The sequence below is a fragment of the Agromyces sp. Marseille-Q5079 genome (assembly GCF_051016555.1).
GTDB lineage: Bacteria > Actinomycetota > Actinomycetes > Actinomycetales > Microbacteriaceae > Agromyces.
This window is the reverse complement of record NZ_JBPEJF010000004.1, coordinates 35,141-61,128: the sequence shown is the minus strand read 5'-3', so window position 1 is coordinate 61,128 and position 25,988 is coordinate 35,141. Positions and strand designations below refer to the sequence as shown.

The 25,988-nt window shown below is 70.8% G+C and carries 27 protein-coding genes; 16 read left to right on the top strand and 11 right to left on the bottom strand.

Annotation, left to right across the window (positions count from 1 at the left end):
• Nucleotides 1–39 precede the first annotated feature (39 nt).
• A complete protein-coding gene (gene glpX / locus ACR3IO_RS10915) occupies nucleotides 40–1,041 on the bottom strand; it encodes a class II fructose-bisphosphatase (protein ID WP_434071235.1) in 1,002 nt (333 codons plus the stop codon).
• Between the two features lie 148 nt (nucleotides 1,042–1,189).
• Nucleotides 1,190–2,230 carry a fructose-bisphosphatase class II gene (locus ACR3IO_RS10910; protein WP_434071234.1) on the bottom strand — a complete coding sequence of 347 codons (1,041 nt, stop codon included), beginning with the start codon at nucleotides 2,228–2,230 and terminating at the stop codon, nucleotides 1,190–1,192.
• Nucleotides 2,231–2,340: 110 nt separating this feature from the next.
• On the opposite strand from ACR3IO_RS10910, the gene fbaA reads away from it, so the two are divergent.
• The gene (fbaA, locus tag ACR3IO_RS10905) at nucleotides 2,341–3,372 is read left to right on the top strand and encodes a class II fructose-bisphosphate aldolase (protein WP_434071233.1); all 1,032 of its coding nucleotides are present in this window, start codon (nucleotides 2,341–2,343) and stop codon (nucleotides 3,370–3,372) included.
• A gap of 11 nt (nucleotides 3,373–3,383) precedes the next feature.
• Entirely contained in the window at nucleotides 3,384–4,034 is a 651-nt protein-coding gene (locus tag ACR3IO_RS10900) for a DUF6264 family protein (RefSeq protein ID WP_434071232.1), read from the top strand.
• A 75-nt stretch (nucleotides 4,035–4,109) separates the two neighbouring features.
• Here the strand turns inward: ACR3IO_RS10900 and ACR3IO_RS10895 are convergent, their stop codons facing one another.
• The gene (locus ACR3IO_RS10895; RefSeq protein WP_434071559.1) at nucleotides 4,110–5,156 is read right to left on the bottom strand and encodes a 4-hydroxy-3-methylbut-2-enyl diphosphate reductase; all 1,047 of its coding nucleotides are present in this window, start codon (nucleotides 5,154–5,156) and stop codon (nucleotides 4,110–4,112) included.
• Between the two features lie 90 nt (nucleotides 5,157–5,246).
• On the opposite strand from ACR3IO_RS10895, the gene xseA reads away from it, so the two are divergent.
• The 8 genes from xseA to ACR3IO_RS10855 all read left to right on the top strand — a co-directional run bounded on the left by xseA (nucleotide 5,247) and on the right by ACR3IO_RS10855 (nucleotide 12,856).
• Nucleotides 5,247–6,527, top strand: coding sequence for an exodeoxyribonuclease VII large subunit (xseA, locus tag ACR3IO_RS10890; RefSeq protein ID WP_434071231.1), 1,281 nt, complete (start codon nucleotides 5,247–5,249; stop codon nucleotides 6,525–6,527).
• A 1-nt stretch (nucleotide 6,528) separates the two neighbouring features.
• Entirely contained in the window at nucleotides 6,529–6,777 is a 249-nt protein-coding gene (locus ACR3IO_RS10885) for an exodeoxyribonuclease VII small subunit (protein WP_434071230.1), read from the top strand.
• A complete protein-coding gene (locus ACR3IO_RS10880; RefSeq protein ID WP_434071229.1) occupies nucleotides 6,777–7,418 on the top strand; it encodes a DUF4245 domain-containing protein in 642 nt (213 codons plus the stop codon). The genes ACR3IO_RS10885 and ACR3IO_RS10880 overlap by 1 nt, the downstream gene beginning before the upstream one ends.
• 48 nt (nucleotides 7,419–7,466) lie before the next feature.
• Nucleotides 7,467–8,120, top strand: coding sequence for a carbonic anhydrase (locus ACR3IO_RS10875; protein ID WP_434071228.1), 654 nt, complete (start codon nucleotides 7,467–7,469; stop codon nucleotides 8,118–8,120).
• Nucleotides 8,121–8,197: 77 nt separating this feature from the next.
• Nucleotides 8,198–9,613: a class II fumarate hydratase gene (locus tag ACR3IO_RS10870; protein WP_434071558.1), complete on the top strand. Its 1,416-nt coding sequence runs from the start codon at nucleotides 8,198–8,200 to the stop codon at nucleotides 9,611–9,613.
• A gap of 290 nt (nucleotides 9,614–9,903) precedes the next feature.
• On the top strand, nucleotides 9,904–10,857 hold the full coding sequence (surE, locus tag ACR3IO_RS10865) for a 5'/3'-nucleotidase SurE (protein WP_434071227.1): 954 nt from the start codon (nucleotides 9,904–9,906) through the stop codon (nucleotides 10,855–10,857).
• Between the two features lie 150 nt (nucleotides 10,858–11,007).
• Complete coding sequence (locus ACR3IO_RS10860; RefSeq protein WP_434071226.1) at nucleotides 11,008–11,634, top strand: MSMEG_1061 family FMN-dependent PPOX-type flavoprotein; 627 nt, start codon at nucleotides 11,008–11,010, stop codon at nucleotides 11,632–11,634.
• 241 nt (nucleotides 11,635–11,875) lie between these two features.
• A complete protein-coding gene (locus ACR3IO_RS10855; RefSeq protein ID WP_434071225.1) occupies nucleotides 11,876–12,856 on the top strand; it encodes a hypothetical protein in 981 nt (326 codons plus the stop codon).
• 56 nt (nucleotides 12,857–12,912) lie between these two features.
• Here ACR3IO_RS10855 and ACR3IO_RS10850 read toward each other — a convergent pair whose 3' ends face one another.
• From ACR3IO_RS10850 to ACR3IO_RS10840, 3 genes are all read right to left on the bottom strand, one after another.
• The gene (locus ACR3IO_RS10850; RefSeq protein ID WP_434071224.1) at nucleotides 12,913–14,292 is read right to left on the bottom strand and encodes a PhoH family protein; all 1,380 of its coding nucleotides are present in this window, start codon (nucleotides 14,290–14,292) and stop codon (nucleotides 12,913–12,915) included.
• Nucleotides 14,293–14,561: 269 nt separating this feature from the next.
• Entirely contained in the window at nucleotides 14,562–15,680 is a 1,119-nt protein-coding gene (locus tag ACR3IO_RS10845; protein ID WP_434071223.1) for an aminotransferase class V-fold PLP-dependent enzyme, read from the bottom strand.
• Nucleotides 15,681–15,741: 61 nt separating this feature from the next.
• On the bottom strand, nucleotides 15,742–16,527 hold the full coding sequence (locus tag ACR3IO_RS10840) for an isoprenyl transferase (protein WP_434071222.1): 786 nt from the start codon (nucleotides 16,525–16,527) through the stop codon (nucleotides 15,742–15,744).
• Between the two features lie 73 nt (nucleotides 16,528–16,600).
• On the opposite strand from ACR3IO_RS10840, the gene trhA reads away from it, so the two are divergent.
• Nucleotides 16,601–17,407: a PAQR family membrane homeostasis protein TrhA gene (trhA, locus tag ACR3IO_RS10835; protein WP_434071221.1), complete on the top strand. Its 807-nt coding sequence runs from the start codon at nucleotides 16,601–16,603 to the stop codon at nucleotides 17,405–17,407.
• A gap of 33 nt (nucleotides 17,408–17,440) precedes the next feature.
• Here the strand turns inward: trhA and ACR3IO_RS10830 are convergent, their stop codons facing one another.
• Nucleotides 17,441–17,797: a hypothetical protein gene (locus tag ACR3IO_RS10830; protein ID WP_434071220.1), complete on the bottom strand. Its 357-nt coding sequence runs from the start codon at nucleotides 17,795–17,797 to the stop codon at nucleotides 17,441–17,443.
• Between the two features lie 130 nt (nucleotides 17,798–17,927).
• Here ACR3IO_RS10830 and ACR3IO_RS10825 point away from each other — a divergent pair, with 130 nt between their 5' ends.
• Both ACR3IO_RS10825 and greA read left to right on the top strand, forming a co-directional pair.
• The gene (locus ACR3IO_RS10825; protein ID WP_434071219.1) at nucleotides 17,928–18,338 is read left to right on the top strand and encodes a DUF4307 domain-containing protein; all 411 of its coding nucleotides are present in this window, start codon (nucleotides 17,928–17,930) and stop codon (nucleotides 18,336–18,338) included.
• Between the two features lie 84 nt (nucleotides 18,339–18,422).
• Nucleotides 18,423–18,914 carry a transcription elongation factor GreA gene (greA, locus tag ACR3IO_RS10820; protein WP_434071218.1) on the top strand — a complete coding sequence of 164 codons (492 nt, stop codon included), beginning with the start codon at nucleotides 18,423–18,425 and terminating at the stop codon, nucleotides 18,912–18,914.
• Nucleotides 18,915–18,986: 72 nt separating this feature from the next.
• On the opposite strand, the gene ilvA is transcribed toward greA, so the two are convergent.
• Both ilvA and ACR3IO_RS10810 read right to left on the bottom strand, forming a co-directional pair.
• Entirely contained in the window at nucleotides 18,987–20,225 is a 1,239-nt protein-coding gene (gene ilvA / locus ACR3IO_RS10815) for a threonine ammonia-lyase (protein ID WP_434071217.1), read from the bottom strand.
• Between the two features lie 4 nt (nucleotides 20,226–20,229).
• Complete coding sequence (locus ACR3IO_RS10810) at nucleotides 20,230–21,459, bottom strand: AI-2E family transporter (protein WP_434071216.1); 1,230 nt, start codon at nucleotides 21,457–21,459, stop codon at nucleotides 20,230–20,232.
• 76 nt (nucleotides 21,460–21,535) lie between these two features.
• Here ACR3IO_RS10810 and ACR3IO_RS10805 point away from each other — a divergent pair, with 76 nt between their 5' ends.
• Nucleotides 21,536–22,747, top strand: a complete 1,212-nt coding sequence (locus ACR3IO_RS10805) for a winged helix-turn-helix domain-containing protein (RefSeq protein ID WP_434071215.1) — start codon at nucleotides 21,536–21,538, stop codon at nucleotides 22,745–22,747.
• Nucleotides 22,748–22,753: 6 nt separating this feature from the next.
• Here ACR3IO_RS10805 and ACR3IO_RS10800 read toward each other — a convergent pair whose 3' ends face one another.
• Together ACR3IO_RS10800 and ACR3IO_RS10795 are read right to left on the bottom strand one after the other, a co-directional pair.
• On the bottom strand, nucleotides 22,754–23,629 hold the full coding sequence (locus ACR3IO_RS10800) for a M48 family metalloprotease (RefSeq protein WP_434071214.1): 876 nt from the start codon (nucleotides 23,627–23,629) through the stop codon (nucleotides 22,754–22,756).
• 9 nt (nucleotides 23,630–23,638) lie between these two features.
• Nucleotides 23,639–24,205: a LemA family protein gene (locus tag ACR3IO_RS10795; protein WP_434071213.1), complete on the bottom strand. Its 567-nt coding sequence runs from the start codon at nucleotides 24,203–24,205 to the stop codon at nucleotides 23,639–23,641.
• A gap of 203 nt (nucleotides 24,206–24,408) precedes the next feature.
• Between ACR3IO_RS10795 and ACR3IO_RS10790 the strand changes: the two genes are divergently transcribed.
• Nucleotides 24,409–25,248, top strand: a complete 840-nt coding sequence (locus ACR3IO_RS10790) for an ABC transporter ATP-binding protein (RefSeq protein WP_434071557.1) — start codon at nucleotides 24,409–24,411, stop codon at nucleotides 25,246–25,248.
• Nucleotides 25,245–25,979 carry an ABC transporter permease gene (locus tag ACR3IO_RS10785; RefSeq protein WP_434071212.1) on the top strand — a complete coding sequence of 245 codons (735 nt, stop codon included), beginning with the start codon at nucleotides 25,245–25,247 and terminating at the stop codon, nucleotides 25,977–25,979. The genes ACR3IO_RS10790 and ACR3IO_RS10785 overlap by 4 nt, the downstream gene beginning before the upstream one ends.
• The last annotated feature ends 9 nt before the right edge of the window (nucleotides 25,980–25,988 follow it).

Below are 25,988 nucleotides of genomic sequence, written 5' to 3'. Positions count from 1 at the left end.
TTGTCGGCCGACCCGCCGACGCCCGCGATCGATCGACGGTCACCGGTCGGCGTCGACCAGCCATTTCTCGACGAGGTGATCGGCCACGATGCGCCGGATCGTGCCCGACTTGCCGCGCAGCACGATCGACTCGGTGCGCACGATCGGACCCTTCTTGCGGACGCCCTCGAGGAGCTCGCCGTCGGTCACGCCGGTGGCCACGAAGAAGGTGTTGTCGCCGCGCACGAGGTCGTCGAGCTCGTAGACCCGGTCGCAGTCGAGGCCGGCCGCCTCGCCGCGGGCACGCTCGGCGTCGTCCTTCGGGGCGAGCACGCCCTGCATGAACCCGCCGAGCGCCTTGATCGCGCACGCCGTGGTGATGCCCTCGGGGCTGCCGCCGATACCGACGCACATGTCGATGCGCGACTCGTAGCGGGCCGCGTTGATGCCGCCGGCGACATCGCCGTCGCTCATCAGGCGGGTGCCGGCGCCGGCCTCGCGGATGTCGGCGATGAGCTGCTCGTGCCGCTCGCGGTTCAGCACCGCGACCCGCAGCTCGCTCACGTCCTTGCCCTTCGCCGCGGCGAGCGCGCGCAGGTTCTCGCCGATCGGCCGGCGGATGTCGACGACGCCGATGCCCGAGGCATCCGTCACGATCTTGTCCATGTAGAAGACCGTGGAGGCATCGAGCATCGTGCCGCGGTCGGCGACGGCGATGACCGAAAGCGCGTTGTGGCGCCCGGCGGCGGTGAGCGACGTGCCGTCGATCGGGTCGACCGCGATGTCGCAGGCGGGCCCGCGGCCGGTGCCGACCCGCTCGCCGTTGAAGAGCATGGGCGCGGCATCCTTCTCGCCCTCGCCGATCACGACGACGCCGTCGAAGTTCACCGTGCCGAGGAACGCGCGCATCGCGTCGACCGCGGCGCCGTCGGCGCCGAGCTTGTCGCCCTTGCCGATCCACGGATACGAACGGATCGCGGCGGCCTCGGTCGCTCGCACGAGTTCGAGGGCGATGTTGCGGTCGGGGTGGCGGTACAGGCTCTCGGCGTCGTTGTTCGTCATCCTCGAGTGATCCTCCGTGCGTCGGTGCGACTGGCCTGCGCGGCCCCGGTCGGGCCGTCGGCTCCGTCCGCGCTCGCGTCCAGCCTAGGGAGGGCGTTTGCGATGCTGTCGAAATCCGGGACGACTAGCGCAGAAAGAACGGCGATTCTTAACCTGCGGTCAAGCCTGCGGTCACGAGGTCGGGCCGGCCGGCGTCGTCGACGATCACGGACGGCGCACGGGCAGGAGCAACTGCGCACGGCGTCACGGGTGCGATGACCACGAGGGCGGATGCCGCGCACAGGTCGTGCAGGCCGAGACCCGTCGCCGTCGCGAGCCCCGCGCCGACGGACGACGCACGGTCCGACGCGAGGAAGTCGGCGATCCGCAGGCTCTCGGCATCGGACTGCGGCGCGAAGCGCGCGCGCATGATCCCGCCGTGCGCGCGCACGATCGCGGCCTCGAGCAGCCCCTCGGGCGCACCGCCGATGCCGAGGAGCAGGTCGAGCCCGCCGTTCGTCGAGACCGCGTGCACGACGCGCTCGATGTCGCCGTGCTCGAAGCCGTGCACCTGCGCGCCCGCGGCGGTCACGGCCTCGGCGACGGCCGCATTGCGCGGGCGGGTCTGCACGGCGACGCGGAGCGAGGAGACCGGGCGCCCGTGCGCGGCGGCGAGTCGTGCCAGGTTCTCGGCGACCGGGAGGTCGAGCCCCAGGCCTGCATCCGCACCGGACGCGGGCGCCGCGTGCACGAGCTTGTCGAGGTAGAACGCGGGCCCGAGGTCGGCGAACGACCCGCGCGGCGCGACCGCGAGGATCGCCATCGCCCCCGCGCGACCGGAAGCGGCGAGTCGGGTGCCGTCGACCGGGTCGACCACGAGGTCGAGCGCCGGGCCGGCGCCCGTGCCGAACCGCTCGCCGGGGTGGAGCATCGGGGCGTCGTCCTTCTCGCCCTCGCCCGAGACGACGCGGATGTCGGCGGGCGCGCCCGCGAGGGCCGTGCGGAGCGCTTCGACCGCCGCCGCGTCCACCGCGTCGCCGTCGCCGCATCCGACGAGCGGACGGGCCGCATCGGCCGCGGCGCGGACGGCCACGGCGAGCGCACGTCGCAGGCCTTCGTCGAGGGCCCACTGCGCGGCATCCGCTGCGGGCGCCGAACGCGGCTCGTCGGATGCGGCGACAGGAGGCTCTTCGGCTGGGGTCGGGAGCACGGACCCATCTTCGCCCAGTCGCGGCATCCGCTGCTCGCGCAACGCACGTGAGCACTCCTCGCAACCTCGGTAGACTTCGGAGGAATCCTGTTGCCTTCCGAAGGAGCGCCATGCCCATCGCCACCCCCGAGCAGTACGCACAGATGCTCGACACCGCCAAGGCGAAGGCGTTCGCCTTCCCGGCGTTCAACGTCTCGTCGACGCAGACCCTCAACGCGGTGCTGCAGGGCCTCACCGAGGCCGGCTCCGACGGCATCATCCAGGTCACCACCGGCGGCGCCGACTACTTCGCCGGCCACACGGTCAAGGCCCGCGCCACCGGCGCCCTCGCGTTCGCCGCCGCAGCGCACGAGATCGCGAAGAGCTACCCCGTCACGGTCGCGCTCCACACCGACCACTGCCCGAAGCCGGCACTCGAGGACTTCGTCTTCCCGCTGCTCGCGGCGTCCGAAGAGGCCGTCAAGGCCGGCGGCAACCCGATCTTCCAGTCGCACATGTGGGACGGCTCGGCCGTGCCGCTCGACGAGAACCTCGAGATCGCGAAGGAGATCCTGCCCCGCATGAAGGCGATCAACGCGATCCTCGAGGTCGAGATCGGCGTCGTCGGCGGCGAAGAGGACGGCGTGAAGCACGAGGGCTCCAACGAGGCGCTCTACACGACCCTCGACGACGCGATCTCCACCGTCGAGGCGCTCGGCCTCGGCGAGCAGGGCCGCTACATGGCCGCGCTCACGTTCGGCAACGTGCACGGCGTCTACGCTCCCGGCAACGTGAAGCTGCGCCCGTCGCTCCTCAAGGACATCCAGGACGGCCTCGCCGCCAAGTACGGCACCGGCCCGAAGCCGCTCGACCTCGTCTTCCACGGCGGCTCGGGCTCGACCGACGCCGAGATCGCCGAGGCCGTGGCCAACGGCGTCGTGAAGATGAACATCGACACCGACACGCAGTACGCGTACACGCGGGCCATCGCCGACTACATGTTCAAGAACTACGACGGCGTGCTGAAGGTCGACGGCGGCGTCGGCAACAAGAAGCAGTACGACCCGCGCGCGTGGGGCAAGGTCGCCGAGACGGCCATGGCCGCCCGCGTGGTCGAGTCGACCCGTCAGCTCGGCTCCGCCGGCAACTCGATCTCGGCGTAGGGCGCAACCGCATGACGAACGACGAGGCCGCTCGACCGACCGGAGCCGCCGGGCAGGATTCGCCCGCGCCGACTCCCCCGCGTGACGAGCGGCCTCGTCCGCAGTACGGCGAGTACGCGCCCGAGGGATGGACCTGGCAGCCGCCGGTCGCACCCGCTCCGACACCGGATGCCGCGGCCGACGCGACCCTCGCCGGCGCGTCCCGGGCCTCGGCCGGTGCGCCGGACGCCTCGACCGGCACCGGCGTGCAGACCGCGCCGGCTTCCGGCGTCGCGCACCCGACCGACCGTCTCTGGACCATCGCGCTGCTCGTGTTCGGCGTCTTCGGCGTCGTCTACAACTGCCTGACGCTCTGGCAGTTGCCGGCGACCGCCCTCGAGTCCGCGAAGCTGTCCTCCTCGATGCTCGGCATCGACGGACCGACCTCGTTCACGCCGGGGCCCGCGGTGCCGGCGATCATCGCCGTCGGCATCGCGGTGCAGGTGCTGGCGTGGGTCGGCGCCCTGCTCTGGTCGCGCGCCCGCCTCCGCGCGGGGCGCATCGCCTGGTGGATCCCGCTCGTCGCCGGCGTCGTGGCGTTCTTCGTGGTCTCCGTCGTCGGCATGCTCGTCTTCGCGAGCGACCCCGACTTCCTGACCTCGCTCAGCACCACCGGCGCGTAGCGGCCAGCCGCACCGCGCCGTGCGCGAACGCAGAACGCCCCGCCTCGCGGCGGGGCGTTCTCTGCATCCGACGTGTTACGGCCGGGCTTCGGTGCGGGTGCGGCCGCCGAGCGCCCGCTCCTCGCGGTTGCCGGCGAGGTCGCGCCGCAGCTCCTTCGGGAGCGAGAACATCAGGTCCTCCTCGGCGGTCTTCACCTCGCTGACCTCGCCGTACCCGGCGTCGGCGAGCGCCTCGAGCAGTTCGTGCACGAGTTCCTCGGGAACGGATGCCCCACTCGTCACGCCGACGGTCTCGACGCCGTCGAGCCACTCCTGCTTCACCTCGCTGGCGTAGTCGACGCGGTAGGCGGCCTTGGCGCCGTACTCGAGGGCGACCTCGACGAGGCGCACGCTGTTCGAGGAGTTCGCCGATCCCACGACGATCACGAGGTCGGCGTCCTGCGCGACCTTCTTGATCGCGACCTGGCGGTTCTGGGTGGCGTAGCAGATGTCGTCGCTGGGCGGATCGGCCAGGTTCGGGAACCGCTCGCGCAGGCGCCGCACGGTCTCCATGGTCTCGTCGACCGACAGCGTCGTCTGCGAGAGCCACACGACCTTGTCGGGGTCGCGCACGTCGATGTTCGGCACGTCGTCGGGACTGTTCACGATCGTGACGTGGTCGGGCGCCTCGCCGGCGGTGCCCTCGACCTCTTCATGGCCCTCGTGGCCGATGAGCAGGATCTCGAAGTCGTCGCGCGCGAAGCGCACGGCCTCGCGGTGCACCTTGGTCACGAGCGGGCAGGTCGCGTCGATGGCGTGCAGTCCGCGATCGGATGCCGCGTGCACGACCGCCGGGGAGACGCCGTGCGCGCTGAACACGATGTGGGCGCCCGAGGGCACCTCGTCGACCTCCTCGACGAAGATCGCGCCCTTGGCCTCGAGCTCGGTCACGACGTGGATGTTGTGCACGATCTGCTTGCGCACGTACACCGGGGCGCCGTAGTGCTCGAGCGCCTTCTCGACGGCGATCACCGCTCGGTCGACGCCCGCGCAGTAGCCGCGGGGGGCTGCGAGCAGCACGCGCTTGTGTCCGGGGACGGGGATATCCTTGAGCCGGCCGCGCAGGCCGGGCACGCGAGGCATGCCGAGGCCGATTTTAGGGGTGGTGGTCGTCACCATCACATCCTACGCGGGGCGGGCTGCACGCCCGCCGACCGACCCCGAGGAGGACCCATGACGGATGCCGCGCCCACGCGAGACGCGCCCTGGCCGGTCTCCACCCTCTCGGGCAAGCTCAAGGAGTGGATCGACCGCCTCGGCATGGTCTGGGTCGAGGGCGAGATCACCCAGTGGGGCGTCTCGGGCGGCAACGTGTACGGCAAGCTGAAGGACCTCGAGGCCGACGCGACCATCTCGTTCACCATGTGGTCCTCGGTGCGCGCGAAGCTCTCCGAGCAGTTCAAGCAGGGCGATCACGCGGTGCTGCTCGTGAAGCCGAGCTGGTGGGTCAAGGGCGGCTCCCTGTCGATGCAGGTCTTCGACATGAAGCACGTCGGGCTCGGCGACCTGCTCGAGCGGCTCGAGAAGCTGCGCCGGCAGCTCGCGGCCGAGGGGCTCTTCGAGCTCTCGCGCAAGCGACCGCTGCCGTTCCTGCCGGGCGTGGTCGGCCTCGTCACCGGCCGCGACAGCGACGCCGAGAAGGACGTCCTGCGCAATGCCCGGCTTCGCTGGCCGGCGGTGGAGTTCCGCATCGAGTACGCCACGGTGCAGGGCGATCGCACGCCGACCGAGGTCGCCAGGGCCATCCGGCAGCTCGATGCCGACCCCGAGGTCGAGGTCATCATCATCGCCCGCGGCGGCGGCGACTTCCAGAACCTGCTCGGGTTCAGCGACGAGCGCGTGGTGCGCGCCGCGGCCGAGGCGACCACGCCGATCGTCTCGGCGATCGGGCACGAGGCCGACCGCCCGCTGCTCGACGACGTCGCCGACCTCAGGGCGTCCACCCCGACCGACGCCGCGAAGCGCGTCATCCCCGACGTCACCGAAGAACTCGCGCGGGTCGACTCCGTGCGGGCCCGCCTCGGCATGCGGCTGGCCTCCATCCTCACGCGCGAGCGCGACCGCATCGGGCACCTGCGCATGCGACCGGTGCTCGCCGACGGATCGTGGATCGTCGACCGCCGTGCCGAGGAGCTGACCCGGTGGGTCGCACGCGGCTCCGAACTGGTCGAACGGCACGTCGAACGCCAGACCTCGCGCATCGGCGAGCTGCGCGGACACCTCCGCGCGCTCTCCCCGCAGGCGACGCTCGACCGCGGCTACGCGATCGTTCAGGGCGGCGACGGGCGGGTCGTGCGCGGCCCGCAGGGAGCGCCCGAAGGCGCTGAGCTCGTCGTGACGCTCTCCGACGGCACGATCGGCGCGCGCTCGCACGGCGCGCTCGAAGCCGGCAGCACGCCCCATGCCCCCGAGGGCTCCCTCGACCGCGACGAGCCTGTCAGCCCCGCCGAATAGAATGGCGCCCATGCCCCCCACCACGGATGTCTCCGAGCTGAGCTACGAGCAGGCGCGCGACGAACTCGTCCAGGTCGTCTCCGAACTCGAGCAGGGTTCCGCGACGCTCGAGCACTCGCTCGCGCTGTGGGAGCGCGGCGAGGCGCTGGCCGCCCGCTGCGAGGAGTGGCTGGTCGGCGCGAAGGCCCGGCTCGACGCCGCCCGCGCGACCGCGAACGGCGCCGTCGCGGCATCCGACGAGGTGCGCTGATGGCGACCAAGCCGCCGGCCGTCGTCGCCGAGCTCGGGCGCCCCGAGACCCCCGAGGAGACCGCCGCCCGCAAGGCGACGAACTCGCGCAACCACCGCGAGCGCCAGACCACGCGCAACCTCGTATACGCGTTGATCGCGAGCCTCGCGGTCGTGCTCGTCATCGTGCTCGCCGTGCCGCGCAGCAACGACGCGATCGACCGCGACGTCGACGTGGCCGAGGTGGCCGAGCAGGCCCAGGTCGCCACCGGCGAGATGCTGGCCGTCCCCGACCTGCCCGAGGGCTGGAACGCGAACGCGGCCGAGCTGCGGCGCAGTGAGACCGACGGGGTCACGGCCTGGTACGCCGGCTACGTCACCCCCGACAACGAGTACCTCGGCGTGTACCAGGGCCTCGACGCGAACCCCACGTGGGCCGCAGAACTGCTCGCCCGCACGCTCGCGACCGGCACGGTCCAGATCGCCGGCGTCGACTGGACGGTCTACGACAACCGCGACTCGTCCGACGACGTCGGCAACGCCCGATACGGGCTCACCACCGAATCTGGCGGCACGACCTTCGTCCTCATCGGCACCGCCACCGACGCCGAGTTCGCCACGATGGCCGCGGCGCTGACGCCCGCCATCGAAGCGCAGCAGTGATCCGCCGCAGCATCTGATCCCCCCGAGCCACCACCACGAGGAGCCGCCGTGACCGAACCCTCCGCTCGCCCCACCACCCCGGCCGAGACCTGGCGGGAGCTCCGCCGCGGCAATGTGCGCTTCGTCGAGGGCGAGCCCCAACATCCACGGCAGGACGTCGAGCGACGCGCCTCGCTCAGCGAGGGCCAGCGACCGCTCGTGGCGATCTTCGGCTGCAGCGACTCGCGCCTGTCCGCCGAGATCATCTTCGACGTCGGCCTCGGCGACGCGTTCGTCGTGCGCAACGCAGGGCAGGTCATCTCTTCGTCGGTCGTCGGCTCCCTCGAGTACGCGGTCGGCGTGCTGCACGTGCCGCTCATCGTCGTGCTCGGCCACGACGCCTGCGGTGCCGTCCAGGCCGCGATCACGTCGCAGACCGCCGACGCCGAGCCCCTGCCCGCGCACATCGCCGGGCTCGTGGCGAGCATCGTGCCCTCGGTCCGGCGCGTCGCCGGCGGCGACCCGAACGCGCCCGTCGACGGTGCGAAGGTCGACGCCGCCTACGTCGGCCGCGAGCACCTGCGGGCCACCGTGTCGAGGCTCCTCGAGGAATCCGAGATGATCAGCGACGCGATCGCAGCGGGTACGCTGGCCATCGTGGGCGCGAACTACCGCCTCTCCCAGGGACTGGTCGACACCGACGTCGTCATCGGCCGGATCTGACGGCAGCCCGAGGCATCCGCCCCCACATCACCCCGCCCGCCGCACGAGACACACGGGCACGCGAACCGGAAGGACACCTGGTGGACAACACCGCCGACTACCGCATCGAACACGACACGATGGGCGAGGTGCGGGTGCCCGCGTCCGCCCTCTACCGCGCGCAGACCCAGCGCGCCGTCGAGAACTTCCCGATCTCGGGCAAAGGCCTCGAGCCCGCCCAGGTCGCCTCGCTCGCACGCATCAAGAAGGCGGCCGCACAGGCCAACGCGCAGCTCGGCGTGCTCGACCAGGACGTCGCGAACGCGATCGTCGAGGCGGCCGACGAGGTCATCGCGGGGCGCCACGGATTCGTCGAGCACTTCCCGGTCGACACCTACCAGACCGGCTCGGGCACGTCCTCGAACATGAACATGAACGAGGTCCTCGCGACCGTCGCCACGGCGAAGCTCGGCCGCGAGGTGCACCCGAACGACCACGTCAACGCCTCGCAGTCCTCGAACGACGTGTTCCCGACCTCCGTGCACATCGCCGTCACGGCCGCGCTCATCGACGAGCTCATCCCCGCGCTCGACCACCTCGCCGTCGCCCTTGAGGCGAAGGCCGAGGCGTGGGCGGAGGTCGTCAAGGCCGGCCGCACGCACCTGATGGACGCGACCCCCGTCACGCTCGGCCAGGAGTTCGGCGGCTACGCGCGCCAGGTCCGCCTCGGCATCGAGCGCGTTCGCACCGCGCTCCCCCGCGTCGCCGAGGTGCCGCTCGGAGGCACCGCCGTCGGCACGGGCATCAACACGCCCGCCGGGTTCCCGCAGCTGGTCATCGAGCTCCTCCAGCGCGAGACCGAGCTGCCCATCACTGAGGCCGCCGACCACTTCGAGGCGCAGGCCAACCGCGACGGCCTCGTCGACGCGTCCGGTGCGCTGCGCACCATCGCCGTGAGCCTCACGAAGATCTGCAACGACCTGCGCTGGATGGGCTCCGGCCCGAACACCGGCCTCGGCGAGATCTTCATCCCCGACCTGCAGCCCGGCTCGTCGATCATGCCCGGCAAGGTCAACCCCGTCATCCCCGAGGCGGTGCTCATGGTCGCCGCGCGCGTCATCGGCAACGACGCCACGGTCGCCTGGGCCGGCGCATCCGGTTCGTTCGAGCTCAACGTGCAGATCCCGGTCATGGGCACCGCGCTGCTGGAGTCGATCCGCCTGCTCACCAACGCGTCGCGCGTCCTCGCCGACAAGACGGTCGACGGGCTCGAGGCCAACCTCGACCGGGTCACCGCGCTCGCGGGCATGTCGCCGTCCATCGTGACGCCGCTCAACAAGCTCATCGGCTACGAGGCCGCGGCCAAGATCGCGAAGCACTCGGTCAAGCAGGGCGTCACGGTGCGCGAGGCCGTCATCGAGCTCGGCTACGTCGAGCGCGGCGAGCTCACCGAGGAGCAGCTCGACTCGGCCCTCGACCTGCTCTCGATGACCCGTCCGCCGCAGGCGAAGTAGCGCTGCAGCGCCTCGCGCGCACGCCGTCCGAACGCCCGTCACGCTCGCTCGTGGCGGGCGTTCGGCGTCCCCGGCAGAGCGCGCGCCGGCACCATGCGTGCCCGGCCGCGCCCGGCCGACGTCATGCGTGCCCGCCACCGGCCCGGCTCGCACGCGTGCGGCGAGCGCGCACGGAGCGGGTCGTTCATTCCCCCGCAACCGCTCGTCCACCGGACCACGGTGTCCGGTTCACCCCTGCTCGACAAGGTGGCCACGGCATCCGCCACGCACCTGGACGAGAAGGACTTCGCATGATCCCGAGCCTGCCCCGCGGCACCCGCATCGCCGCCACCCTGCTGATCGCCGCGGCCGCCGCCGGCGCCACGGCCGCCCCCGCGTCGGCCGCACCGGCGACCGGAGCTCCGGTCGCTGCCGCATCCGCCGTCGCGTCCGAGCGTTCGACGTCCAAGGCGCCGGCAACCCAGCCGTTGCGCATCCTCCTCACGAACGACGACGGCTGGAACGCGCCGGGCATCACCGCGGTCTACGACGCGCTCGTCGCCGCGGGCCACGACGTCACCATGTTCGCCCCGGCGACCAACCAGAGCGGCGTCGGCGCCCGCGCGACCTTCGGCGGATCCCTCCAGGTCACCCAGCCCGAGGCGGGCAAGTACGCACTCGCGGGCAGCCCGGCGGATTCGGTCGAGCTCGGCCTCGCGACCGCGTTCGCCGACGGCGCCCCCGACCTCGTCATCTCCGGCACCAACGTGGGGCAGAACATCGGCGCCGCGACCGTGCACTCCGGCACGATCGGCGCGGCCGTGACCGCCCTCAACGAGGGCATCCCCGCCATCGCCGTCAGCACCGAGGTCGGCGCGACCGGCGGTCCGTTCGCCGAGACCGCCGCCTTCGTGGTCCGACTCGTCGCACAGCTCGACCGGCTGACCGGCGCGGGCCCGATTCTGCCGAACGGCATCGGCCTGAACGTCAACTACCCGATCGTCGACGACGGCGGCACGCCGGGCGTCGCCCTCACGAGCACGGGCAAGGGCTTCCTCGACGTCACCGGCACCGGTGTCCTGCCACAGGTCGGCGGCACCTCGAGCATCGCAGTCGGCGTGAACGTCGATGCCGTCGAGACCGTGAAGAACGCGGACACGACCGCGCTCGCGTCCGACGACATCGCCATCACGCCGATCACGGGCTCCTACGACGCGGTTCCCAACGGCGGCCTGCTGAAGCAACTGGTCTCGGCCCTTCGCTGATCCCGCTCACCGCCGGCACCGGACCCGTCCGCCGTTCCTGGAACGCCGGACGGGTCCTCGCACGCCACGGTGGAACCGCCCTTCCCGCCCCGGGAACCGTGCGGATGCCCGGTGCGGTGCGCCGCACATCGACGGGCGTAGGTTGAAGACATGGATCACGGAGGCACCCCCGTCACGACCGCGGCCGAACTCGAGCAGATCGTCGGCCGCCCGCTGCCCGCCGCCCGCGACAAGGCGCGCGATCACCTGCACGACATCGACCGGCAGTGGCTCGCGGCATCCCCGCTCTGCTTCATCGCCACGGCGGATGCCTCGGGCGCGCAGGACGTCTCACCGAAGGGCGACCCGGCGGGCTTCGCCATCGCGCTCGACGACCGCACGATCGCGATTCCCGAACGGCCGGGCAATCGTCGGGCCGACGGATTCCACAACCTGCTCGAGAACCCGCACGTCGGATTGATCTTCGTGATCCCGGGTCGCGGTGACACCCTGCGCGTGAACGGGCGAGCACGCCTGCTCCGCGACGTGCCGTATGCCGACCGCATGCGTGTGCGCGGCCACATCCCGAGCGTCGTGGTGGAGGTCGCGGTCGAGGAGGTCTTCTTCCACTGCTCGAAGGCGTTCCTCCGCTCGAAGACCTGGCAGCCCGACGACTGGAACCCGGATGCCGCGCCTCGCCGCGCAGTCATCGCGCACGCCCTCGAACGACCCGACACCTCGGTCGACGAGCTCGAGGAGTACTACGGCCCGTCGTACGCCGAGAAGATCTACGGCTGACGACCTGCCGCGGCACCAGTCGGCGCCACGGCTCCCTCCGACATCCGCGACCCCCATCCACGCCCGGACTCAGGCGATCGGCACCGGATCAGGACGGATGCGCGACATCCGTCCTGATCCCCGAGCGTCGGCCTGAATCCGCGCCGCGAGGCCTTTTTGCGGCGGCGCCCCGGGTGTAGCGTGCGAGAGGACGCCGCTCCGGGGATCTCGAGCGCGTCGTCGCGCATCGAGGGAGGGGTCGATGAGCAACGCTGGGGCGAGCATGCGCCGGTTGAGCCCGGCATTGGAGTCATTGCTCATCGCGGTCGTCGCGGTTCTCACGTATGCGACGCTGTGGGGGCTCGGCGTGTGGTCGGGCGCCGATACCCATATTCCGGATGGGTTTCCACTTTGGGCGGCCACCGCGACCATCTCGTTCGTCATCTGGCTTGTGGTGTTCCTCAGTGGACTGCGGCGCGTTCACGGCGAACCAGAACGCCTGCGTCGCGGGCGGCCGTGGTGGCTCCGGTCGATTCTGATCTACGCCGCGCTCGCCGTTGCGGCATCCGGGCTCCTGATCTGGGTGACGACGTCCATGAGGCAGTCGCCCGAGGAGTGGTGGGTTCCGACGGCATTCAGGGTGATCATCGCCGTGCTGACCGCGTTCGGTTGGGCCGCCGGAGCACCGTGGGTCATGCTCGTCTGGATCACGCACGAGGAGTTGCGGGCTGTTGGGGCCGCCGCAGATCGATCCCGTGCGCCCGAACCAGCGGACGAATTCGATCCGCGCCAGGTCGACGGCGAGAGCCTGAATCGCTTCGCGCACCGTATGCAGGACGTCTGGCGCGGCATCGAGGGACCCTCACTCGCCCTCGGGTTGATCCTCTCGACACTCGTGTTGAACACCGGCACGCTGCGAATCGTCGAACTCGATGCCAACCGTCCGCCTGAGACGTTTCCCCCCTCCTACGTCCTCGCGTACGGTGCGTTCTTCGCGCTCGTGGTCGTCGCCATCGTTGCCCCGCTCGCGATCGAATGGCGCAGGATCGGCCTCATGGTGATCTCGAAGTCGCTGCCCGAGCCGCTGTCGGGGATACCCAGCGAAGCGCAGGTCACGGCCGCCGACCGAATCGCCGCCCGGCTCGGCCTCGACGCCCCGCTCCTTCGCCGCCCGATCACGGCGCTCGGACTTCTCGCGCCGTTCGCCACGGCGATCGTCGCATCGCTCGTGCCGACGAGCTGACGACCTGACGACCTCGCGTGCGAGGACGGGCCTCCAACCCGCCCCCGCAGCCCGGATCAGGTGAGCTCGGCGCCGTCGAGCATCTCCGAGACGAGCGCCGCGATGGCCGAGCGCTCCGAGCGGGTCAGCGTGATGTGCGCGAACAGCGGATGCCCCTTCAGCGTCTCGATGACGGATGCGACGCCGTCGTGACGTCCCACGCGCAGGTTGTCGCGCTGCGCGACGTCGTGGGTGAGCACGACCCGGGAGTTCTGGCCGATGCGCGAGAGCACGGTCAGCAGCACGTTGCGTTCGAGCGACTGCGCCTCGTCGACGATCACGAACGAGTCGTGCAGCGAACGGCCGCGGATGTGGGTGAGCGGCAGCACCTCGAGGATGCCGCGCTCGACCACCTCGTCGAGGACGTTGTCGGAGACGACCGACCCGAGCGTGTCGAACACCGCCTGGCCCCAGGGATTCATCTTCTCGCCCTGGTCACCGGGGAGGTAGCCGAGCTCCTGCCCGCCGACGGCGTACAGCGGCCGGAACACCATGATCTTCTTGTGCTGCTGGCGCTCGAGCACCGCCTCGAGCCCGGCGCACAGGGCGAGCGCGGACTTTCCAGTGCCCGCGCGTCCGCCGAGGGACAGGATGCCGATCTCGGGGTCGAGCAGCAGGTCGATCGCGAGGCGCTGCTCGGCCGAGCGGCCGTGCAGCCCGAAGACGTCGCGATCGCCGCGCACGAGCCTGACCTCCCGCTCCCCCACGACTCGCGCCAGGGCGGAGCCGCGATCGGAGTGGATGACGAGCCCGGTGTTGACGGGAACGTCCGCCACCGCGGGGATCGTCAGCACCTCGTGCTCGTACAGGCTGGCCATGTCGTTGGAGCCGAGGGTGAGCTCGCCCATGCCGGTCCAGCCCGAGTCGAGCGCGAGCTCGGCGCGGTACTCCTGGGCGTCGAGGCCGATCGAGGCGGCCTTCACGCGAAGCGGCAGGTCCTTGGAGACCACGGTGACCGCGATGCCGTCGTTCGCGAGGTTCGCGGCGCACGCGAGGATGCGCGTGTCGTTGTCGTTCAGTTGCAGGCCGCTCGGCAGCACGGACATGCTGGAGTGGTTCAGCTCGACGCGCAGCGATCCGCCGTCGCCGACCGGGATCGGGAAGTCCAGTCGTTCGTGCTCGATGCGCAACTCGTCGAGGATCCGCAGCGCCTGGCGGGCGAAGTAGCCGATCTCGGGGTCGTTCCGCTTGGCCTCGAGTTCCGTGATGACGACCACCGGCAGCACGACCGAGTGCTCGGCGAACCTGAACAGCGCCTTCGGATCCGACAGCAGCACCGAGGTGTCGAGCACGTACGTGCGTTCGCTCTGCGCGGCACCGCGGGGTGATTCTGCATCCGGTCGCGACTTGCGCCCGGTGGGGTTCGCGAAGGACTTGGAGGTTTCGGTTGAGGCCACGACCGCTCCTGCCCCGAGCGTTTCCGCTCGGCTCTCGCGCCGGCCGGGAGTCCTCCTACGAGCGCTTCACGAGCCGACTCGTTCGGGCACCTTGCCCGATGTGAGTGACGCTACGACCGCGCCGCGATTTCCGGTCGACCGACACGCGGCGACGCGCACGACGACACGCAGTGTTCACATTCGACGCGGGTGAACACCCAGGGCGCGCGGATGCCGCACCCGATCGGATGCCGCGCCGCGGCGTCAGTACGTCGTGTCAGTACGTCGCGTCAGTAGGTCGCGACCGTGCCGAACGAGATGAACGCCGACCGGAGCATGTCGAACGTCTCGGCGCCGGTCGCGGCATGGGCGCTGAGTCGCACCTGGCCGAGACGTGTCGTGGCGGTGACGCCGTGGTTGTGCAGCGACGCGGTGAGCAGCGTCACCTGGTCCTCGGGCGGCTCGATGACCACGATGCCCGCGCGTTCGTGCTCGTTGCGCGAGGAGGCCACGGCGAAGGCGAACTCGTCGGCGAGGTCGATGATGCGGCTGACGTTCTCGGCGACGACCGCGTTCACGGCCGGAACGCCGACCTCGGCGAGCTCCTCCATGGCGGCGGCGAACCGGGCCTGGGCGATGGGGTCGGGGTTCGTGACGCGGAACGCCTTGGCGCCCGGCGCGGGCGGCGGGACGAACCCCCACGGCTCGGCCTCCTCGGTCGCCGAGTAGCCCGAGAACACGGGCGTGAGGCGGTCGATCGCGCGTTCGGACAGGGCCATGAACCCGGTGCCCCAGCCCGACCGGCACCACTTCTGGCCGCCCGTGACGACCACGTCGGCGGCCTGGTAGGGGGCGTCGACGACACCGAACCCCTGGATGGCGTCGACGATGAGCAGTCGGTCGCCGATGACCTGGCGGATGCCCTCGATGTCGGCGAGGTATCCCGTGCGCGAGTCGACGAGGCTGACGGCCACGGCGACGACGCCGGATTCGATCTGGTCGCGGATCTGCCCGGGCGTGACCTTGCCGTGGTCGGTCTCGAGCCACACGGGCTGCACGGTGTGCAGCGCCTCCTGGGCGCGCACCGCGGCGATCGGCACGCTCGGGAACTCGTCGGGCGAGAGCAGCACGCTGCCCGTGAGGCCGAACATCGCGTGCATGAGGCCGCTCGTCGTGTTCGGCGTGAAGACGATCTGCTCCGCGGGGAAGCCGGTGAGGGCGGATGCCGCCTCGCGAACCCGCGCGTCCTGCTCGGCGAAGACGCCGGAGCTGCCGTGCCGTGCGCGCTCGAGGACGTGCGTGAGGGCGTTGCCCTCCTCTGCCGCGACCTGCGACAGCGGACCGAATCGGCCGTAGTCGAGGTAGCCGGGTTCCTCGCGGAACCCGTTGACGAATGCGTCGATGCCCATTCGCTCCTCCTTCTCCGAGCGCTATCTTGGCAGACCCGTGCACCCCGATGGGTTTCGGATCTCAGCCGCCGAAGCGCCGATGCCTGCGCGAGTAGTCGCGGATCGCCCGCAGGAAGTCCACCTGCCGGAGGTCGGGACCGAGCGCCTCGACGAAGTAGAACTCGCTGTGCGCGGCCTGCCAGAGCATGAAGTCGCTGAGCCGCTGCTCGCCCGACGTGCGGATCACGAGGTCGGGGTCGGGCTGGCCGCCCGTGTAGAGGTGCTCGCCGATGAGGTCGGGGGTGAGCCGTTCGGCGAGGTCGTCGAGGCTGCCGCCCTCGGCGTGGTGGGCCGCGACGATCGAGCGCATCGCGTCGGTGATCTCCTTGCGACCGCCGTACCCGACGGCGAGGTTGACGTGCAGGCCGCGCTTGTCGGCGGTGCGCAGCTCGGCCGCGTCGAGTGCGGCCACGAGCGGCGCGGGAAGGCCGGCGTCGGATCCGACGTGCTGCACGCGCCAGTCGCGGTAGTGCGAGAGCTCCTCGGCGAGGTCGGCGATGATCTCGATGAGCGCCGAGAGCTCCTCTGGAGCGCGATTGCCGAGGTTGTCGCTCGAGAGCAGGTAGAGCGTCACGACCTCGATGCCGAGGTCGTCGCACCACTCGAGGAACTCGCGCATCTTCGCCGCGCCCGCGCGGTGCCCGTGGGCGGCCGAGTCGTAGCCGAGCTGCTTGGCCCAGCGACGGTTGCCGTCGATGATCATCGCGACATGCCGGGGCAGCGTGGCGGGCTCGAGTCCGCGTCGCAGCCGACGCTCGTACAGCCGGTAGAGGATGCCGCGACCGAGGGTCTGATCGCTGGATTGCACGCCGCTACACTACCGCGCCACGGGCGCGGACACTCACAGCCGGTCGTGACCGTCCTGGCTCTACGCTGTGACAATGACCCCCGAGCGCCACCGCGATTCCGAAGATCTCGCGCACGAGCTGACCGAGCCCGTCGCCCCGCAGGATCCCTCGGACACCTTCATCTCGCGTGACGACCACGGGCCCGACCTTCCGAACATCCCGCTGCTCGACGACGAGATCAGCCACCCAGCCGAGGACGTCAAGCCCACCTGGCGCGGCTGGATCCACGCCGGCACGTTCCCGGTCACGATCATCGCCGGCATCGTGCTCATCGTGCTCGCCGAGGGCGCGCCCGCGAAGTGGGCCTCCGCCGTCTTCACCCTCAGCTCGATGCTGTTGTTCGGCAACTCGGCGCTGTACCACCGCTTCGACTGGAAGCCGCGCACGAAGCTCCTCCTGAAGCGCATCGACCACGCGAACATCTTCCTGCTCATCGCCGGCACGTACACGCCGCTCGCGATCCTCGCGCTGCCGCCCGAGAAGGGCTGGCTGCTGCTCGGCATCGTCTGGGGCGGCGCCCTCATCGGCATCGGCTTCCGCGTGTTCTGGATCCACGCGCCGCGATGGCTCTACGTCGCGCTCTACCTGCTGCTCGGATGGGCCGCGGTCATGTACCTCGGCGACCTCCTCGCCGTGAGCGTCGCGATGATGGTGCTGATCGTGGTCGGCGGCCTGCTCTACTCGGTCGGCGCCGTCGCCTACGCGCTGAAGAAGCCGAACCCGTGGCCCGGCCGGTTCGGCTTCCACGAGATCTTCCACACCTGCACGGTGCTCGCGTTCATGTGCCACTGGACGGCGACGCTCATCATCGCGATGGCGCCCGCGTACCACCTGGGCTGATCGGATGCCGCGTGCGCGGCGTGGTCCCGCAGGTCAGCGGGAGTTGCGGTCGTCGTCGTCGGATGCCGCGGGCCCGGTCGTGGGCTCGTCGGCGGCCGCGTCGGCGGCATCCGTCGACGCCGGAGACGGCAGGTCGGCCGCGGCGCGCTCGGCCTCGGTCTCGGCCATCTCGCGTGCGAGTTCCTCGCGCACCTCGGCGCGGTAGTTCGTGCGCCGGATGCGCCGCGTCATGTCGATGACGAGCAGCGTCACCGCGATCATGATGCCGAAGGTGATGACGAAGCCCCACACTCCCGGGGTGACCGTGTTCGGGTCGAATTCCTCGTCGGCCGCGCGCACGAGCGGGCTGATCGCGAGCGGTGCGGAGAGCAGGGTCGTCGCGACGCTCACAGGCTCGACCGGCGGATGGAACTGACGGACACGGAGCGCATCGGACTCTCTCTCACCGCGAATTTCGGCGTCACGGTGCGGGTTAGGCTTGAACTGCAATCCTAGACGATCCGACTCAGGAGGAATCCGAGTGCCCGCCCCCGAAGCCGACCGCCTCGCCGCGCGATACGGCCGCACGCGCAAGCGACGCACGCGCGACCTGGTCATGCTCGTGATCGCGGGCGTCGCGTTCGCCGCGGTCCTCGTCGCGTGGGTCGTCTGGGCCGGGCTCGACGGCCAGCAGGCCAGCGTTCAGGCCACCGACACCGGGCACGTCGTGAACAACGACGAGCGCAACGTCGAGGTCACCTGGACCCTCTCCGTCCCGGCGGGCGAGACCACGGCCTGCACGATCAAGGCGCTCGACGACGACTTCACCGTCGTCGGCTGGAAGGTGATCGAGATCCCGGCATCCGACCTCAACCTCCGCAGTCTCACCGAGACCGTCCGCACCGCACGCGATGCCGCGACGGGTTTGATTTCGAGCTGCTGGCTCACCTAACATGGGTCATTCGCCTCGACAGTCGTCGGGGCGTCACGTCTATATGGACGCGTTCTCGAAGCGCGTCACCCGCAGGAGGGCACCATGGCGCAGGACGCCACCGTCACCTGGCTCACGCAGGAAGCGTACGACCGGCTCGCCGGCGAGCTCGAGCAGCTCTCGACCACGGGTCGAGAGGAGATCGCCAAGCGCATCGAGTCCGCTCGTGAAGAGGGCGATCTGAAGGAGAACGGCGGATACCACGCCGCCAAGGACGAGCAGGGCAAGATCGAGGCCCGCATCCGTCAGCTGAAGGAGCTCCTCCGCACGGCGGAGGTCGCCGACGCCCCCGAATCCACCGGCGTCGTCGAGGCCGGCACGGTCATCACCGCGGTCATCGCGGGCGACGAGGAGACCTTCCTCATCGGCAGCCGCGAGATCGCAGGAGACTCCGAACTCGACGTGTGGAGCACGCAGAGCCCCCTCGGCGCCGCGATCCTCGGCCTGAAGGTCGGCGACAAGACGAGCTACACCGCCCCCAACGGCCGCGAGATCGCGGTCGAGGTCACCGGCGTGGAGACCTGGGCCGGCCAGTGAGCGACCGGCGCGCCGCCGGTCATCCGACCGGCGGCGCGCCGCACTCGACCCGGCGTCGCACCGGGCCGATGCCTACTCCGCGATGATGCGGGGTTCGTAGCCGGCGCGACGCAGCACGTCGACGACCAGCGCGCGATGCGACGGTCCGCGCGTCTCGACCGAGAGCCGCAGCGCGACCTCGGAGATCTGCAGGCCCGACCCGTGCCTCGTGTGCATGACCTCGATGACGTTCGCGTTGGCCTCGGCCAGCAGTTCCGCGATGCGGGCGAGCTGGCCGGGTCGGTCGGGCAGGCCGATCTCGAGCGTGAGGTACCGGTCGGATGCCGCGAGTCCGTGCGCGATGACCCGCTGCATGAGCAGCGGATCGATGTTGCCGCCCGACAGCAGCGCCACGATCGGCCCGTCGGACTGGATCTCGCCGCTGAGGATCGCCGCGACCGAGACCGCGCCCGCGGGCTCGACCACGAGCTTCGCCCGCTCGAGGAGCACGAGCAGCGCCCGCGCGATGTCGTCGTCGCTGACCGTGATCACCTCGTCGACGGCGGCACGGATCACCTCGAACGTGAGGTCGCCCGGGCGGTAGACGGCGATGCCGTCGGCGATCGTCGGCACGACGGGCACCTGCACGGGTCGGCCGGCCGCGAGCGACGGCACGTAGGGCGAGGCGTTGACCGCCTGCACGCCGATGACGCGCACGGTGCGCCCGAGGAGTGCGGCCTGCTGCTTCACCGCGCTCGCGACGCCCGCGGCGAGGCCGCCGCCGCCGATGGGCACGACGATCGTCGCGGCATCCGGCACGTCTTCGAGGATCTCGAGGCCGAGCGTACCCTGCCCGGCGATGACGTCGGCGTGGTCGAACGGCGGGATGATCACCGCACCCGTCTCGGTCGAGAAGGCCTGGGCGGCCTCGAGCGTCTCGCCGATCGAGTCGCCCTGCAGCACGACGTCGGCGCCATAGGCGCGGGTCGCGTCGAGCTTGGGCAGCGCGACCCCGACGGGCATGAAGATCGTCGCGCGGATGCCGAGCTGGCGAGCGGCGTACGCGACGCCCTGCGCATGGTTGCCGGCGGATGCCGCGACGACGCCGCGCTCGCGCTCCTCGGCGCTCAGCGCCGCGAGCCGGTTGTAGGCGCCGCGGAGCTTGTACGACCCGGTGCGCTGGAGGTTCTCGCACTTGAGGTGCACGGGCGCGCCGACGGCCTCGGCGAGGTACCGCGAGGTCTCCATCGGCGTGTGGCGTGCGACGGCCTGGACGATCTCGCGCGCACGCTCGAAGTCGGCGAGGGCGGGTCCGGGGATGGTGCTGATCACGCGTTCATTCTCCTCGTTGGTAGCCGGGGCGTTGCGGCACGGTGCGCCAGAGCGGCGAGCTCGGGACGACCGGTGGACCGGCGGACTGCTTCCAGGTTCCGCCGGCGACGAACGTGATCATGACGTTCAGCACGGCGGCGATCGGCACGGCGAAGAGCGCACCGGGGATGCCGGCGAGGAAGGAGCCCGCGGCGACGGCGAGCACGACGCCGAGCGGGTGCACCTTGACCGCGGTGCCCATGATGAGCGGCTGCAGGACGTGGCCCTCGACCTGCTGGACGAGCAGCACCACGCCCAGCATGATCACGGCGGGCCAGAAGCCGTTGAAGACGAGCGCCACGAACACCGCGAGCGCACCCGTGACGACGGCGCCGACGATGGGGATGAACGAGCCGAGGAAGACGAGGATGGCGATCGGCACCGCGAGCGGCACCTGCAGGAGGAACGCGCCGAGCCCGATGCCGATCGCATCGATCGTCGCGACGAGGATCTGGACCTTCACGAAGTTCTGCAGCGTCATCCAGCCGGCGAATCCGGCGCCGTCGACCGCGGCACGGGCGCGCCGCGGGAACACCCGCACGATCCAGCCCCAGATGCCGCGACCGTCGATCAGGATGAAGAGCGTGGCGAAGAGCGCCAGCAGCGTGCCGGCGAAGAAGTGGCCGAGCGTGGAACCGACCGACAGCGCGCCGCTGACGAGGATGCCGCTGTCGGACTGCACGGCCGCGACGATCTGGTCGACCACGTCGTTCAGCTGCTCGGCGCTCAGGTGGAACGGCCCCTCGAGGAGCCACGTGCGGAAGTCGTTCCAGGCCAGCACGGACTGCGCCGCGAGCTCGTCGGAGCCGCGCACGATCTGCCAGATGCCGAGGGTCAGCAGGCCGCCGACCACGGTGAGCGCGCTCAGCATGGCGGCCGTGATCGCCAGCCACTTCGGCCAGTGATGGCGCTGCAGCAGGCTCGAGAAGGGCACCAGGAGGGCGGCGATGAGCACGGCGACGAGCAGCGGGATGACGATGTAGCGCAGCTGCACGATCAGGAAGATGGCGGCGGCCACGACTCCGCCCACGAGCAGCAGGCGCCAGGACCACGCCGCGGCGAGTCGCATGCCGTACGGGATCGAGCTCCGGACGTCGACCGGCTGCTGCACGCGGGGCTGCGGCGCGGACTGCTGCTGGGGCGCGCGCTCGACCGCGCGTCTCCTGCCGACGAACCTGCCCCGACCCTGGCCCATCGCTCCAGTCTAGGCGCGGGGCATGCGCCGACCGGCATGCGATCTTGTCGGTGGCCGCCGATAGTGTTCGAGGACCATGGCCGATACCGTCAGTCCGCAGCTCGCCCGTCGCATCGCCCTCGGCGCCCAGGGCTTCGGGCGCCCCGTCCCGCCGTCTCCGGGCGTCCGGCAGGTCTCGGGCGTGCTCGATCGTCTCGGGCTCCTGCAGATCGATTCCGTCAACGTCTTCGAGCGCAGTCACTACCTGCCCGTGTTCAGTCGTCTCGGCGAGTACGACCGGGCGCTGCTCGACCGCGTCACCACCGGCCGCCGAGGCCGCACGCTGGAGTACTGGGCGCACGAGGCCGCATTCGTCCCGCGGGAGATGTGGCCGTTGTTCGAGTTCCGTCGCGGCGAGTACCGCGCGCGCGGCGACGCCTGGGGCGGCTGGCTCACCGAGAACCGGCAGCTCGCCGACTGGCTGAAGGCCGAGCTCGAGGCGAACGGCCCGATGCGCGCGAGCGAGATCGAGCACGACGCGAACGTGCGCCGTGGTCCGTGGTGGGGCTGGTCGACCGTGAAGCGCACGCTGGAGTGGATGTTCCGCGTCGGCGAGGTCGTCTGCGTCGAACGACGCCGGTTCGAGCGCGTGTACGCCCTGCCCGAGCAGGCGCTGGCGTCCGAACTGCTCGGCACCGCCCCCGACGAGTCCGAGTCCATCCGCGTGCTCGTCGAGCGCGCGGCATCCGCCCTCGGCATCGCGACCGAGGCCGACCTCGCCGACTACTGGCGCATGAAGCGCGCACAGGTGCGCGACGCCGTGCGCGACCTCGAAGACGCGGGCGTCCTGATCCCCGTCGAGGTGCCGGGCTGGCGAAGCGGCACCCGGCCGGCTCCCGCCTGGGTGCATCGCGACGCACGGCGTCCGAGGCGCATCGAGGCGGCGACGCTGCTCTCGCCGTTCGATCCGGTCGTCTGGTTCCGGCCGCGGGCCGAGCGCATGTTCGACTTCCACTACCGCATCGAGATCTACACGCCCGAGCCGCAGCGCGTGTTCGGCTACTACTCGCTGCCGGTCCTGCTCGACGACGACGTGGTGGGCCGGGTCGACCTGAAGAGCGACCGCAAGGCCGGGGTGCTCCGCGTGCAGTCGGCCTGGAGCGAGGCGGCGGCTCCGCGCGAGACGGCGGCGCGGCTCGCCCCGGTGCTCCGCCGGGCGGCCTCGTGGCAGGGCCTCGACGACATCGTGGTCGCCGAGCGCGGCGACCTCGCGCACGCGCTGCGAGCCGAACTCGCGACGGCGCCCTGACGGCTCCTAGAAGGAGCCGCCCATCTGCTCGAGCCGCTTCACGCGTTCGGCGATGGGCGGGTGCGTGGCGAAGAGCCGATCGATGACACCGGGCTTCAGCGGATCGGCGATCCAGAGGTGCGCCATCGACGAGTTCTGCCGCTTCATCGGCTGCCCGTAGGTCTCGAGCTTCAGCAGTGCGCTCGCGAGCGCGTCGGGGTGCCGCGTCGTCATGGCGCCGGTCGCGTCGGCGAGGTACTCGCGCTGCCGCGAGACGGCGAGCTGCACGAGGCTCGCGACGAGCGGCGCGATGAGCATCGCCACCAGGCCGACGACCATCATGATCGGGTTGCCGTTGTTGTTGTTGCGGCCGAAGAACGCCATGCGCACGAACATGTCGGAGATGAAGCCGACCGCGACGACGAGTCCGAAGACGATCATCGACAGCCGGATGTCGTAGTTGCGCACGTGCCCGAGCTCGTGCGCCATGACGCCCTCGAGCTCGGCGTCGTCCATGATCTCGAGGAGGCCGGTGGTCGCCGCGACGACCGCGTGCTCGGGGTCGCGGCCGGTCGCGAACGCGTTCGGCGCCGGGTCGGACACGATGTAGACCTTCGGCATCGGGGTTCCGGTGGCGATCGAGAGGTTCTCGACCGTGCGCCAGAGCCTCGGATGCTCGGCCTTGCTGCGGATCTCGACGGCCCCGGCCATCGAGATGGCCTGGCGGTCGGCCGTGAAGTACTGGAAGCCGGCGTACGCGGTCGCGATGACCACCGTCACGACGACGATCGTCACGTCTTGGTAGATCGCGGCCGCGAGCCACCCGAGCCCGCCGACGATGGCGAGGAAGAAGACGATGATGAAGACGGTGTTGCGCTTGTTCTTGGCGATCGCTCGGTACAACGACGCCTCTTAGAACTGGACGCGCGGCGGCTCCGCGATGGCAGCCGGCTCGGTGACCTCGAAGAAGTCGCGCTCATGGAAGCCGAGGCCCCGCACGAACAGCGTGTTCGGGAAGACCTTGATCTTGGTGTTGAGCTCGCGCACGCCGCCGTTGTAGAACCGGCGCGAGGCCTGGATCTTGTCTTCGGTGTCGACGAGCTCGGACTGCAGCTGGAGGAAGTTCTGGCTCGCCTGCAGCTGCGGGTAGGCCTCGGCGACCGCGAAGATCGACTTCAGGGCCTGCTGCATGTGGTTCTCGGCGGCGGAGGCGTCGGCCGGCCCCTGGGCCTGCAGCGTCTCGGCGCGGGCGCGCGTGACCGATTCGAACACGGACTTCTCGTGGGCGGCGTAGCCCTTGACCGTGTCGATGAGGTTCGGGATGAGGTCGGCACGACGCTTGAGCTGCACCGTGATGTCGCTCCAGGCCTCGTCGACGCGGACGTTGAGCGTGACGAGGGAGTTGTAGGTGGCCCACAGGTAGATGCCGACGATCAAGACGAGCGCGACGACGACGATGACGGGGATGAGCCATTCCATGGCGCGGACTCCTAGCGCTCTTGCGGGGGGACTGTGGGTGCCCTCACATCCTATCGATCGGCTGGGAACTCCCCCTCGGTTCCCATGAGACTCGGAGCATCCGAGCGGCGCACTCCCGGCGTATGCTCTGGGTCGTGGCAGATCGAAGCGGATCGGACGAGCACACGCCCGCGCGGCACCGCGCGAGCGATCCCCAGCCCGTCATTCCGTCGGAGCCTCCGAGCGCTCCGGATGCCTCGGGCGCGGCCGTCATCGTCGAGGACCTGCATGTGCGGCGCGGGTCGACGCAGGTGCTCGACGGCCTCTCGCTCGCCGTGCCGAAGGGCGCGATCGTCGGACTGCTCGGCCCGAGCGGCAGCGGCAAGACCACGCTCATGCGGGCGATCGTGGGCGTGCAGGTGGTGCAGTCGGGCACGATCGAGGTGCTGGGCCTGCCCGCCGGAACGGCCCAGCTCCGCAACCGCGTCGCCTACATGACCCAGCAGGCCAGCGTCTACGACGACCTCACGGTGCGGCAGAACATCGCGTACTTCCGTCGGGTGCTCGGCGCACCGGCATCCGACGTCGACCGCGTGATCGACCGCACCGAGCTCACTCCGATCGCCGACCGGCTCGTCGGGTCGCTCTCGGGCGGGCAGCGCGGGCGCGTCTCGCTCGCGGCGGCGCTCCTCGGCGCCCCGGAGGTGCTCGTGCTCGACGAGCCGACCGTGGGCCTCGACCCCGTGCTCCGGGTGGAGCTGTGGGACCTCTTCCGCAGCCTCGCCGACGACGGGGTGACGCTGCTCGTCTCCAGCCACGTCATGGACGAGGCCAAGCGCTGCGACCGCCTGCTCCTCATGCGTGACGGGGCACTGCTCGCCGACGACACCGTGGCCGGCCTCCAGGCGTTCACCGGCATCGAGGACATCGAGACCGCGTTCCTGCGCCTCATCGAGCACGGCCGACCCGACCTCCGGTCGAGGGAGGCCGAGCCCGACGGCGCCGCCGAACCCGCCGGCGAGCCCGACGGGGATCCCGGAACGGGATCGGAGGCCTCCCGATGAACCTCGGCCGCACGTTCGCGACCGCGGGTCGTGTCCTCGCGCAGATCCGCCACGACCCGCGCACGATCGCGCTGCTGCTCATCGTGCCGAGCCTGCTCATCGGACTCGTCGCCTGGATCTTCTCCGACACCGACGTCTTCGACGACATCGGCCCGGCCATGATCGCGCTGTTCCCGTTCATCGTCATGTTCCTCGTGACGAGCATCTCGACGCTCCGCGAGCGTCGCAGCGGCACGCTCGAGCGGCTGCTCTCGATGCCCATGGGCCGGGGCGACTTCCTGCTCGGCTACGCGCTCGCGTTCGGCCTGCTCGCGTTGGCGCAGACCGCGATCGCCGTCTCGTTCGCGATCTGGGTCTGCGGGCTGGAGATCACCGGCTCGATCTGGCTGCTGTTCGCCGTGGCCGTCGCCGACGCGCTGCTCGGCACCGCGCTCGGCCTGCTCGCGAGCGCGTTCGCACGCACCGAGTTCCAGGTCGTGCAGTTCATGCCGCTGCTCGTGCTGCCGCAGATCCTCCTGTGCGGCATCTTCATCCCGCGCGAGATGCTGCCCGCCGTGCTCGAGACGATCAGCGAGTGGCTGCCGCTCAGCTTCGCGATCGACGCCCTGCAGGCCGTGGCTGCCGACTCCGAGAGCGCCGAGTGGATCGTCGCGAAGCTGCTCGTCATCGTCGCGTGGATCGTCGGCTCGATCGTCCTCGGCGCGATCACCCTCAGGCGCCGCACCCCCTGACTCCGACCT